The sequence below is a fragment of the Methylobacterium sp. Leaf106 genome (assembly GCF_001422895.1).
In the GTDB taxonomy this organism is placed as follows: Bacteria; Pseudomonadota; Alphaproteobacteria; order Rhizobiales; family Beijerinckiaceae; genus Methylobacterium; species Methylobacterium bullatum.
Map to the genome: position 1 here is coordinate 317830 of NZ_LMNB01000023.1, position 12041 is coordinate 329870.

Annotated in this window: 12 protein-coding genes; 5 read left to right on the forward strand and 7 right to left on the reverse strand. The window is 67.5% G+C overall.

Going from position 1 to position 12041, the window contains the following annotated elements:
• Positions 1-2 precede the first annotated feature (2 nt).
• Positions 3-443, reverse strand: a complete 441-nt coding sequence (locus tag ASF34_RS13275) for a response regulator (RefSeq protein ID WP_056161588.1) — start codon at positions 441-443, stop codon at positions 3-5.
• A complete protein-coding gene (locus tag ASF34_RS13280) occupies positions 440-1564 on the reverse strand; it encodes a histidine kinase dimerization/phosphoacceptor domain -containing protein (protein WP_056161590.1) in 1125 nt (374 codons plus the stop codon). The genes ASF34_RS13275 and ASF34_RS13280 overlap by 4 nt, the downstream gene beginning before the upstream one ends.
• A 420-nt stretch (positions 1565-1984) precedes the next feature.
• Between ASF34_RS13280 and ASF34_RS13285 the strand changes: the two genes are divergently transcribed.
• Positions 1985-3184, forward strand: a complete 1200-nt coding sequence (locus ASF34_RS13285; protein WP_026176177.1) for a patatin-like phospholipase family protein — start codon at positions 1985-1987, stop codon at positions 3182-3184.
• Between the two features lie 137 nt (positions 3185-3321).
• Positions 3322-4947: an ABC-F family ATP-binding cassette domain-containing protein gene (locus tag ASF34_RS13290; protein WP_018045198.1), complete on the forward strand. Its 1626-nt coding sequence runs from the start codon at positions 3322-3324 to the stop codon at positions 4945-4947.
• 579 nt (positions 4948-5526) lie between these two features.
• On the opposite strand, the gene ASF34_RS13295 is transcribed toward ASF34_RS13290, so the two are convergent.
• Positions 5527-5655, reverse strand: a complete 129-nt coding sequence (locus ASF34_RS13295) for a hypothetical protein (RefSeq protein WP_018045197.1) — start codon at positions 5653-5655, stop codon at positions 5527-5529.
• Between the two features lie 152 nt (positions 5656-5807).
• Between ASF34_RS13295 and ASF34_RS13300 the strand changes: the two genes are divergently transcribed.
• The gene (locus ASF34_RS13300; protein ID WP_056161592.1) at positions 5808-7055 is read left to right on the forward strand and encodes a NupC/NupG family nucleoside CNT transporter; all 1248 of its coding nucleotides are present in this window, start codon (positions 5808-5810) and stop codon (positions 7053-7055) included.
• Between the two features lie 10 nt (positions 7056-7065).
• Here ASF34_RS13300 and minE read toward each other — a convergent pair whose 3' ends face one another.
• From minE to minC (ASF34_RS13320), 4 genes are all read right to left on the reverse strand, one after another.
• Positions 7066-7371 (reverse strand): cell division topological specificity factor MinE, encoded by a 306-nt coding sequence (gene minE, locus ASF34_RS13305; protein WP_018045195.1) that lies wholly within the window; start codon positions 7369-7371, stop codon positions 7066-7068.
• Positions 7368-8183, reverse strand: coding sequence for a septum site-determining protein MinD (gene minD / locus ASF34_RS13310; RefSeq protein WP_018045194.1), 816 nt, complete (start codon positions 8181-8183; stop codon positions 7368-7370). Before minD ends, minE begins: the two co-directional genes overlap by 4 nt.
• Positions 8184-8195: 12 nt before the next feature.
• Complete coding sequence (minC, locus tag ASF34_RS13315) at positions 8196-8894, reverse strand: septum site-determining protein MinC (RefSeq protein WP_056161594.1); 699 nt, start codon at positions 8892-8894, stop codon at positions 8196-8198.
• 121 nt (positions 8895-9015) lie between these two features.
• The gene (gene minC, locus ASF34_RS13320) at positions 9016-9714 is read right to left on the reverse strand and encodes a septum site-determining protein MinC (protein WP_274533756.1); all 699 of its coding nucleotides are present in this window, start codon (positions 9712-9714) and stop codon (positions 9016-9018) included.
• A gap of 176 nt (positions 9715-9890) precedes the next feature.
• Between minC (ASF34_RS13320) and ASF34_RS13325 the strand changes: the two genes are divergently transcribed.
• Entirely contained in the window at positions 9891-10907 is a 1017-nt protein-coding gene (locus ASF34_RS13325) for an ArsR/SmtB family transcription factor (protein WP_056161596.1), read from the forward strand.
• Positions 10908-10972: 65 nt separating this feature from the next.
• Entirely contained in the window at positions 10973-11893 is a 921-nt protein-coding gene (metF, locus tag ASF34_RS13330) for a methylenetetrahydrofolate reductase [NAD(P)H] (RefSeq protein WP_056140226.1), read from the forward strand.
• Positions 11894-12041: the final 148 nt, after the last annotated feature.

The window sequence follows — 12041 nt, forward strand, 5'->3', positions numbered from 1 at the left end:
ATTCAGCCGCCGAGGCTGTCGAGATAGCCGGGAGCGAGGCGCAGGCCGAGGGGCAGGTTCGAGACCGGGGGCGGGGTCCGGATGCATTCCTCGAGGAATCCCATCGTGTTCCCGATGATGGCCTCGGAGAAGGGCTTGGCGATGACGGCCACCGCGCCGGCGAAGTCGTCGTGGAAGCGGCTCGCATTCGCGGTCAGGAAGACCAGCATCATCGCGGGCTCGTCCGCCAGATCCTTCGCCACGTCGAGGCCGGAGGAGCCGCCTTTCAGCTGCAGGTCGATGAGGACGATGTCGGGCCGGGTCCGCCGGGCCACCGCGACGGCGTCCCTCGCGGACACGGCCGTGCCGACCACCTCGTGCCCGGCCTCTTCGAGCAGGATCTCAAGCTGCATCACGATCAAGGCTTCGTCTTCGACGACGACGATCCGGAGAGGTTCGGTCACATCGACTCCCTGTGGCCCGTCCCGCCGCGGGGCAGGCGGATTTCGATCCGCGTCCCGGGATTGGCCGGGTGCCAGGCGATATCGGCATTCAGCTGGCGCACCAGACTCTCGATCAGGCGCTTGCCGAAGGTGCGGCCGCCGCCGACGTCCACCGGCATGCCGATCCCGTCATCGGCGATGGTGATGCGGATCTCCTCGCCCTCGGGCTTCACCGAGACCAAGAGCCGGCCACCCGCGTCACGGGGGAAGGCGTGCTTGAGGGCGTTGGTCAGCAGCTCGTTCATCACGAGGGCGACCGGGGGCGCCTGTTCGACGGCCACCTCGACGGAGACGAGGTCGACGTCGAGCTCGATCTCCTGCCGCCCTGAGCCGCGCACCAGATCGACGGCGAGTTCCTGAGCGAAGGCGGCGACATCGAAACGCTGGACGTCGTTCGACTGGTAGAGGCGCTTGTGCACGGTCCCAAGAGCCTCGACGCGGGCCAGCATGGACTTGAGCGAGGCCTTCGCATCCGGGTCGGTGATGGTCCGCGTCTGCAGGGTGAGCAGCGAGGCGATCATCTGGAGGTTGTTCTTCACCCGGTGGTCCACCTCGTGGACCAGCATGGTCTTGGCCGCCAGCGCCTCGGTGAGTTCCCGCGTGCGCTTTTCCACCTCGCGCTCGAAATGGATCTTCTCGTTGCGCGTCTGCATGAGCGCATCGATCCGGTCCGTCACGTCGAGCTGCGACGCGAAGAAATACACGGTCTCGCCCTCGTCGCTGCTCACGGGGCTGACATAGAGGGCGTTCCAGAACTGGCTGCCGTCCTTGCGATAATTGAGGATGTCGACGGCGACATCGCGCTTGGCCGCGATCGCGTCGCGGATCTGGCGCACCGCGTCGGGACTGGTCTCCTCGCCCTGGAGGAGGCGACAGTTCCGGCCCATGACCTCGGCGCGGCTGTAGCCGGTCATCCTGAGGAACGCGTCGTTGACGAAGACGATGGGATTGTCCGCCTGCCGCGGATCGGTGATCAGCATCGCCATGCGCGTCGCGCGGATGGCCGCCGCGAAAGGATCGCCCCTTCCGTGCTCGGCCCCCAATCGGTCGGTGAGGTGCCAGGCGTCGTCCGCTTCCATCATGCCTTCCCGTGTTGCCCGGCGCGGATCGCGGCCAGGGCGAAAGTCTTCGGCACCGACGAAGGCACCACACCGTCGCGAGGATCCGTATTGCTTCGCCATGACGGTGAGCCATGGCGTGCGAGTGATAGGCGGCGATGTCGTTGTGAGTTGATATCAACGACATAGGGAGGCTCATCCATTCGACAAGCTTTGGTGTGCCGCCGTGTTCCAGTCGTTCGAGACCGTTTTACGGAACGTGTGTCGGAGCACGCCCGTAGAACCGTTGCTGATCCATCACGTATCAGGCCGATCGGTGCGGCTTCGGCCGGCGATGATTGCCGGTCATTGCCCGGAACGGTAGAATGGCCAAGCTCGTTATCGCTCGGCTTGACGCTCCATCCCCCGGTGGCGATGCAGGTCGAACGCCAGGATCACGCCGCCATGTCGACATCTCGCCGGTTCGGATGGGTCAAGGGCGCGGCCGCGCTCGCCGTGGCCGCACAGCTGGCCGCCTGCGGCTCCATCCCCCGCGTGGCCTACACCGCGGACCAGGCCTCGGCGGCGGTTCCGGCCGGCATGGATCTCAGCGTGCGCGCCTATGCCGACGCGTCCGAGAGCACCTTCACGGAAATGGTCGCACGGCCGGAACGCTCGAAGCGCGCCTTCGCCTATCTCGCCCTGTCGGGCGGCGGCGGTGACGGAGCCTACGGCGCCGGCATCCTCAACGGCTGGTCGGAATCCGGCAAGCGGCCCGAATTCGCCCTCGTCTCCGGCGTCAGCACCGGCGCCCTGATCGCGCCCTTCGCCTTCCTCGGGTCGGCCTACGATTCGACCCTCACCGACATCTACACCAGCGGCGTCGCCTCGACCCTGGTGCAATCGCCGAGCGTGACCAACATCGTGTTCGGATCGGGCCTGTTCGGGGACGGACGTCTCCGCGACCTCGTGCGCCGCTACGTCACGTCCGATCTTCTCGCCGCCATCGCCGAGCAGCACGCCAAGGGGCGCCGCCTCCTCGTGGTGACGACGAACCTCGATTCCCAGCGCGCGGTCATCTGGAACATGGGCGCCATCGCTACCAATGGCGGGCCCAACGCCGTCGCGCTGTTCACGGATGTGCTCACGGCCTCCGCCAGCATCCCGGCGGTGTTCCCGCCCCAACTCCTCGACGTGCAGGCGGAGGGCAGGGCGTTCCAGGAGATGCATGTGGACGGGTCGGTGGTGACGCCGGTCTTCACCCTCCCGCAATCGTTCCTGCTGCGGGACGGCCGCCTGCGCACGGCGGGCAAGGCCGATATCTACGTCATCATCAACGGGCGGCTGGAGCCGGAATTCGACGTGGCGCAGAACAACACCCTGTCCATCGTCGAGCGCTCGTTCACCACCGCGAGCCGGGCGCGCAGCCGCGCGACGCTGGCCGCCACCTACGCCTTCACCCGCGGCAACGGCATGGGCTTCAACCTGACCTATATCGACGAGTCCGCGCCCAACACCACGACGGCGAAAGGCTTCGACACCGCCTACATGCGCCAGCTCTACGAGAGCGGGCGCGAGACCGGCCGGGCCGGAACCTTCTGGCGCAAGAGCGTGCCCACGGCTCCCCTGGTGAAGGCGATCGCCACCGGGGTCGCGCGGAACTGAGAGGCCGGCACCATCCCCCGGTAGGGTGGTGCCCTGCGCCACCCGCCCTCGCGCTCGTTGCTGCACTGCGATAGGAGGAGGGGCATCCTCCCGTGTGGCCATCGGCCCGCATCTCCCCTGCGTTTGGCCGCTGATTCATGATCCAGATCGAAGACCTCACTTTCAGTGCCTGGGGCCGGCGCTTCTTCGACCGCGCGAGCGTGGCCGTCCCGCCCGGATCGAAGGTCGGGCTCGTCGGCCGCAACGGTGTCGGCAAGTCGACCCTGTTCAAGATCATCCTCGGCGAGTTCCAGCCCGATAGCGGCGAGATCCTCCTGCCGAAGAATGCCCGCGTCGCCTCCGTCGATCAGGAGCACCCGGCGACCCCCGTCACCCTCATCGACACCATCCTGGCGGCGGATATCGAGCGCGAGGCGCTGAACCTCGAACTCGAGACCGCCGAGCCCGAGCGCATGGGCGAGATCTACGGCCGGCTGATCGAGATCGACGCCGACCGGGCTCCCGCGCGGGCGGGCGAAATTCTCGCCGGCCTCGGCTTCTCGGTGGAGGACCTGACCCGGCCGATGTCGGAATTCTCCGGCGGCTGGCGCATGCGCGTGGCTTTGGCCGCCGCGCTCTTCGCCGAGCCGGACATGCTGCTCCTCGACGAGCCCACCAACTACCTCGATCTGGAGGGTGCTCTGTGGCTGGAGGCGCGGCTGAAGCGCTATCCGCATTCGGCGCTGATCATCAGCCACGACCGCGAGCTTCTGAACAACTCGGTGGACGCGATCCTTCACGTCGCCAACGGCAAGCTCGAACTCTATACCGGCGGCTACGACGATTTCGAGAAGCGCCGGGCCGAGAAGGCGCGGCTGCAGGCCTCGACCAAGATGAAGCAGGACGCCGAGCGCGCCCATCTGCAGAGCTTCGTCGACCGGTTCAAGGCATCGGCCTCCAAGGCGGCGCAGGCCCAGTCACGCATGAAGCGCCTCGCCAAGATGGAGCCCATCTCCACCACCATCGAGGAGCATGTGGCCCCGTTCCACCTGCCTTCGCCCAAGCGCCCGCTGGCGCCGCCGCTGATGCATCTCACCGATGCCACCATCGGCTATGGCAATGACGAGCCGGTGCTGCGCGACCTCAACCTGACCCTCGACGTCGATGACCGGATCGGCCTTCTCGGCGTGAACGGCGCCGGCAAGTCGACCTTCGCCAAGATGGCGGCCGGCGCCCTGAAGGTGCGGGACGGGCGCATGGTGCGCGAGGGCCGGGTGCAGGTCGGCTGGTTCCACCAGCACCAGATCGAAGCCCTCGACCCGAAGGACACGCCCCTCGACATCATCCGCCGCGAGCGGCCGGACGACAGCGAATCCGGGCGTCGCGCCAAGCTCGCCAGCTTCGGCCTCGCCTTCGACAAGCAGGAGACCACGGTCGACGCCCTCTCGGGCGGCGAACGCGCCCGGCTCCTGCTCAACCTCGTGGCGATGCAGGCGCCCCACCTGCTCATCCTCGACGAGCCGACGAACCATCTCGATATCGACAGCCGCCGGGCCTTGCTCGACGCGCTGAACGATTACGGCGGCGCCGTCATCCTCATCACCCACGACCGTTCGCTGATGGAACTGGTGGCCGACCGTCTCTGGCTCGCCGCCGACCGCACGGTGAAGCCCTTCGCCGGCGACATGGACGATTACGCCCGCTTCGTCCTCGACCGGTCGAAGACCGGCAAGACCGCGCCGGGGCAGGGCCGGGAGAAGAAGAACAAGCGTAAGGCGGCGTGAGGATAGATTCTGTCGCGTGCCGGCTTTTGACTACATCCTGCGCTGTGCCGACAGTAGCTACGATGTCGGATCGGCGCGCGGCGAATCCCTCGACAAGCGACTTGGTGAGCATCACGCTGGCACGTTTCCCGGCTAGACTAGCAGCCGCCGGCCCGTTGCTCTGGTCTATGCCGCTCAATTCGAATGGATCACCGATGCCATTGCGTTCGAGCGCAGGCTGAAAGGATGGAGCAGGGCGAAGAAGGAAGCCCTCATCGCCAGTGATTGGGATGCCTTGCAGAGATTGGCGAAACGTCCGCGCAATGAAGGGACTGCCGACCCGCCGACCTCATCCTGAGGTGCTTTCGCATCGCGAAAGCCTCGAAGGAGCCTTCCAGTCTGCCTTGCGATGACTGGAGGGCTCCTTCGAGGCCGCTCGCGCGGCACCTCAGGATGAGGTTCGTGGTAGGGCGTGAGGAGCGATTCTGGGGGAAACTCCTCCGGGATCGTCCCTCACCCCCAGCTGCCGCCCCGCCACAATGAAGACGGGGGCGTTGCTTCCCACTCAATGCGTGCGGGAAGAGTGATTGTTCGTCGAGCTTACTTCCGCAGGATCTTCGTCACGAGGCGGCCGATCGGGTTGCTCGAATCGTAGTTGCGGTCGTCGCGGACGACGGGGCGGTTGTCGTTACCGAGAAGCTTGGTGACGAGGCGTCCGATGAGGCTCATGGCTGTATCCCTTCAAACCGGTTATGCGCCGCATTACGGCGCAGCTTGACGGTCAACACGCCGGACGTCCTCCCGTTCCGGATGAACCCCCACATGACGCCCGCCCATCCCGGCATCGCCCTTGCTCCTCTCGGGCTGAGAGAGGGGACACGATGACCGAGCGATTGCTCCATGCCGGCGCGAGCCTGGCGCTGCTCCTCGCCGTCGCGATTTTGTTCTCGACCAATCGCCGGGCGATCCGGCCCCGGACCGTCGTCTCGGCCCTCGCCCTGCAGATCGCCATCGGGGCAATCGTGCTGTTCGTGCCCGTGGGGCGGCAGGCCCTCGATGCGGCGGCGACGCTGGTCCAGACGGTCCTGGCCTATGGCGACCGTGGGGTCCTGTTCCTGTTCGGCGGCCTCGTCGAGCCGCGCATGTTCGAGCTCTTCGGCGGCAGCGGCTTCATCCTGGCCCTGCGGGTGCTGCCGCAGATCCTCTACGTCTCGGCGCTGATCGCGATCCTGTATCATCTGAAGGTGATGCAGACGCTGGCCCGCCTCATCGGGGCGGGGCTTCAGCGGGTGCTCGGCACCTCGCCCATCGAGACCTTCTCGGCGGTCATCACCATCGTCATCGGCCAGAGCGAGATCGCGGTGGCCCTGCGGCCGTTCCTGATCCTGCTGACCGGGGCCGAATTGTTCGCTGTGATGTCGAGCGGGGCCGCGTCCACCGCCGGGTCGATCCTGGCCGGCTACGCCGCGTTGGGCGTGCCGATGGAATATCTGCTGGCCGCCGGCGTCATGGCGATTCCCGGCGGGCTTCTCTACGCCAAGATCCTGATGCCCTCGACGGAGCCGACGCGGGTGACGACGATGCGGGTGGAATTCGCCGAGACGCGGGCGGTGAACCTCATCGAGGCGGCGGCCGACGGCACGCAGAAAGGCCTCGTCATCGCGGTGTCGGTGGGCGCCATGCTGATCGCCTTCACCGGGCTCATCGCCCTTCTCAACGGCATCGCCGGATGGGGCGGCGGACTCGTCGGTTATCCGTCCCTCAGCATCGAGGGCGTGCTCGGGCTCGCCTTCGCGCCGCTGGCCTGGCTCATGGGCGTGCCCTGGAGCGAGGCCGGTCTGGTCGGCGGCGCCATCGGGCAGAAGATCGCCTTCAACGAGTTCCTGGCCTATGCGCAGCTCTCGCCGGTGCTCAAGGCCGGCACGCTCGATGCCCGGACGACGGCCATCCTGTGCTTCGCCCTGTGCGGCTTCGCCAATCTGGCCTCCATCGCGATCCAGCTCGCGAGTCTGGCGAGCCTCGTCCCCGAGAGGAGGTCCGAGATCGCACGCTATGGAATGCGCGCGATCCTGGCTGGTACCTTGTCGAACCTGACGAGTGCGACCATCGCCGGCCTGTTCATCGGCTGACGGCGGACCCTCACGCGGCGGCGCGCTTGGCCTTGGACGGCTTGGCCGCCGCCGGGGCGGCCTTGGCCGGAGCCGTCACCGGGAGTTCGATGTCGACCCCGAGGGTCGACATGTCCTGGCCCCGCTCCAGGCGGATCTGGACCTTGTCCCGCTCCACCGTGACGTGTTTGGCGATGACGGCGAGAATCTCCTCCCGCAGGAGCATCACCAGGTCGGAGCCGCCGGCCCCGGCCCGTTCATGGGCCAGGATCAGCTGGAGACGGTCGCGGGCCGTGGGGGCCGAGGCGCGTTTGCTGAAGAGGTTGCGCAGGCTCATGCCGCCCTCCGGGTGAACAGCTTGTTGAGGAGAGACTTCTTGTCGGACGGCACGGTCATCGGAACCGTATCGCCCTTCAGGCGGCGGACGGCGTCGATATAGGCCCGGGCCGGGGCGCTGAGCGGGTTGTTCATCGTCACCGGGCAGCCGACATTGGAGGCGCGCAGCACTTCCAGGCTCTCGGGGATGATGGCGAGCAGCGGGATCGAGAGGATCTCGAGCACGTCGTCGACCTTGAGCATGTCGCCGCGGTCGGCGCGGGCGGGGTCGTAGCGGGTGAGGATGAGGTGTTTCTCCATCACCTCGCCGCGCTCCGCCTTCAGGGTCTTGGAATCCAGCAGACCGATGATCCGGTCGGAATCGCGCACCGAGGAGACTTCCGGGTTCGTGACGACGACGGCGAGGTCGGCGTGGCGCATGGCCAGGGTGGCTCCGCGCTCGATGCCGGCCGGGGAATCGCAGATCACCCAGTCGAACTTCTCGCGCAGCTCTTCCATCACCTTGGCGACGCCCTCGTCGGTGAGGGCGTCCTTGTCGCGGGTCTGCGAGGCGGGCAGCAGCGACAGGTTCTCGAGCCGCTTGTCGCGGATCAGCGCCTGGTTGAGCTTGGCATCGCCGTTGACCACGTTGATGAGGTCGTAGACCACGCGCCGCTCGGCGCCCATCACGAGGTCGAGGTTGCGCAGGCCGACGTCGAAATCGACGACGGCGACGCTCTGTCCGGCCTGCGCGAGTGCCGCGCCGAGAGCCGCTGTGGTGGTCGTCTTGCCGACGCCGCCCTTGCCAGATGTAACGACCAGAACCTTGGCCATGCGTGTTTCTCCTTAATCCAAGGTTGCCATTTTGATGGAGCCGCTATCGAGCCAGATCTGCACGGGTTTCCCGCGCAGGGTCGTGCCCATGTCCTCGGCCGTGCGGACGAGGCGATCGATCCCGAGCAGTTCGGGCTCGAACTTGCGGCAGTAGATGCGGGCGCGGGGGTTGCGGGCGGCACCGGCGATGGCCCGGCCGCGAAGCGCCCCGTAGACGTGGATCGAGCCGCCGGCGAGGATCTCGGCGCCGGAGGCCACCGAACCCATGACGGTGACGTCACCGGTGGGATGCGTGATCGACTGGCCGGACCGGACCGAGCCCTCGATCATGAGAGACGTGGTTTCCGGCTCGGCATCCTTCGGAATCTCGATGCCGAGGGTGGGCCGTCCGTTCACGAGGAGCGGGGGCAGGGCGAGACCGTCGAGCATCGGCGTTCCCGCCAGGGTCGCCGCCGCGCCCTCGATGCCGAGGATGCGGATGCGGCGGGCACCGAGATCGGCCAGGACCTTGCCGAGCACGTCCGGGTCCGACCCGAGCGCCGCGATGTCGAGGATGAGGGGACGGCCGTCGAACAGCGTCGGCGACCGCTTCAGCGAGGCGTCCAGATCGGCGAACCAATCGGGAAGCGGAGCTTCCGGAGCCAGGACGAGTGCCTTGAAGGCACGGCCTCGTAGCGTCACGGATCGGCGGGATGGAGGGGCGTGTGTCACGGGCTCTCGCGATTCCTTACCGAACCATTGACGGTCCTTATGGTTACCGCTTGGTTAACGAGCCGGCTTTCCGTGATCCTGTGACCCTATAATCCTGCGATCCCAGGTTCATATGTCGGCGCTACTCCAGCGCGGCGACCTTGATCGCATCGCCTTCCAGGCGGATCTGCGCCGGTTGGCCCCGGCGGTCCGGCCCGAGATCGTCGGCCGTCCGGTAGAGACCGTCGATGGCGAGCAGTTCCGGCTCGAACTTGCGACAGGTGATGCGGGCATCGGGATTGCCGGAGGCGCCCGCGATGGCCCGCCCCCGCAGCGCTCCATAGATATGGATGGAGCCGCCGGCGATCACTTCCGCCCCGGAAGCCACCGATCCCATGATGGTGATGTCGCCTTCGAGATGCAGGATGGTCTGGCCCGACCGGACCGGCTGGTCGAGGATCAGCGAGCGGGCGGCGCGCGGCGGCTCCACCTGCGTCGGCGCGGGCGCGTCCGGCGTGGCGACCTCGTCCACCGGCCGTCCGCCGGCCGGGGCGGGGGGCAGCCCCTCGCCGAGGCTGCCGGATTTGGCTCCCTCGATTCCCATCACGGTGACGTCGCGGGCCTTGAGCTCGGAGACCAGGGCGGTGAGGTCCGCGCGGTCGAGCCCGAGGCCGGACACGTCGAGGATCACCGGGCGCCCCACGAAGAAGGCGGGGGAGCGCCGGGACAGCGCGTCGAGGTCTTCGAGCCAGTCATGCACCGGTGCCGAGGGGGCCAGCACCAGGGCCATGAAGGAGCGGCCACGGAAACGGATCGGGGGACGGGAATTCGGCTGGGTCACGCGGTGGCGTTTCTGTTGTTCCGGAATCGACAAGGGACGTGTTGAGCCGACCATATCGGCAGATCGCCCGGAACGCTCCCCTCCCGGCATCGTCGCCCACGCCTGTTTCTCTCATGATTCCGGCCAGCCGCCGTTTCCCCTTGCCATGCGTCCGGATCGAACATAAAGATATCTTTATGTCTCAAGAGAGCGTCAAGGCGACGGTCGTCCTTCCTTTCTCCGATGCCCTCGGTGTGCTGCGCGCCACGGCGGAAGAGACGCGCCTGCGCATCCTCGCTTTGCTGATGCAGGGGGAATTGTCGGTCTCCGATCTCACCGACATCCTCGGCCAGTCGCAGCCGCGCATCTCTCGCCATCTCAAGCTTCTCGTCGAGGCCGGGCTGGTGGAACGGCATCGCGAGGGGGCCTGGGCGTTCTTTCGGCTGATCGAGGCGAGGACGGGTCTGGTGGAGCCCCTGGTCGGCGGTCTCGACCGGTCGAGCCCGCCTTTGTCCGAGGATCGGGCCCGGTTGGAGGGCGTGCGGGCTCAACGCGCGGATGCCGCGCAGAGCTTCTTCGCCCGCCTCGCCCCGAAATGGGACCAGCTTCGATCGCTCCACGTGCCGGAGGCGATTGTAGAGGCGGCGGTGATCGACGCCCTCGGATCGCGCCCGGTGCGGAGCCTGATCGATCTCGGCACCGGCACCGGGCGGATGCTCGGGCTCCTCGCTCCCAGGGCCTCCCGCGCCACGGGACTGGATTCGAGCCACGCCATGCTCTCCGTCGCCCGCGCCAATCTGGAGCGGGCCGGGCTGTCCGGCGTGGACCTGCGCCAGGGCGACATCCATGCCCCGCCCTTCGGCCGGGGCAGCTTCGACCTCGTGGTGGTGCATCAGGTGCTGCATTATCTCGACGACCCCGCCCGTGCGCTCCGCGAGGCGGCACGGCTCGTGGCGCCCGGAGGCCGGCTTCTCGTGGTGGATTTCGCGCCGCACGATCTCGAATTCCTGCGCGAGGAGCAGGCCCATCGCCGCCTCGGCTTCGCCGCCGAGCAGGTGACGGGCTGGCTCGCCGATGCCGGGCTCGGCATGGTGGCGACACGGCATCTCGCCCCGGCCGACGAGAGCGGGCACCAGCTCACCGTGACCCTCTGGCTCGCCGCCTCGGCGGCCGAGCCGACCCTCGCTTCCGAGGCGGAGCGCGCGGTGGCCTGACCGGCCGCCACGGAATTCCGTCTCGACGACATACGTCTGAACCGAACGATCTTGAGGACGACCCGATGCCCACCGCTTCCCATCACCGCGCCAGCCGCGACGGCTACCGTCCGATCCAGGTCTCCATCGAGTTCTTCCCGCCGAAGACCGACGAGATGGAGAAGGTCCTGTGGTCGTCGATCGAGCGGCTCGCTCCGCTCCAGCCGAAATTCGTCTCGGTGACCTATGGGGCCGGCGGCTCCACCCGCGAGCGCACCCACAACACCGTGGCGCGGATGATCAAGGAGACGAGCCTCAAGCCCGCCGCCCATCTCACCTGCGTGGACGCCACCCGGGAAGAGATCGACGAGGTCGTGCAATCCTATTGGGATGCTGGGGTACGCCACATCGTGGCCCTGCGCGGTGACCCGCAGGACGGCGTCGGCACCGCCTATCGGCCGCATCCGGGCGGCTATGCCAGGACCAGCGATCTCGTGGCCGGCATCAAGCGGATCGGCGACTTCAAGGTCTCGGTCTCGGCCTATCCCGAGAAGCACCCCGAGGCCGCCACGCTGGACGCCGATATCGACGCCCTGAAGGCCAAGGTCGATGCGGGCGCCGACCAGGCGATCACGCAGTTCTTCTTCGAGAACGACGTCTATCTCCGCTACGTCGACAAGGTCCGCGCGGCCGGGATCGAGATCCCGATCATCCCCGGCATCCTGCCGGTGCAGAACTTCAAGCAATCCGCCAATTTCGCCCGCCGCACCGGCGCCTCGGTGCCGTACTGGCTGGCCGCGCGGTTCGAGGGGCTGGACAACGACGTCGATACCCGCCGCCTGATCGCGGCGGCGGTCGCGGCCGAGCAGGTGCTCGATCTGGTGGACGAAGGCGTCAACGACTTCCATTTCTACTCGATGAACCGCTCCGACCTCGTCTATGCCATCTGCCATCTCCTCGGCCTGCGCGCGCAGGCGCCGAAGGTGGCGGCGGCGAAGGCGGCCTGAAACAAGCACGCGCGCTCCAACCCTCGGACCTCATCCTGAGGTGCCCGCGCATGCGGGCCTCGAAGGAGGGGTCCAGATCGCGCAACGAGACCTGGAGGCCTCCTTCGAGGCCTTCGCTACGCTCCGGCACCTCAGGATGAGGTGGATT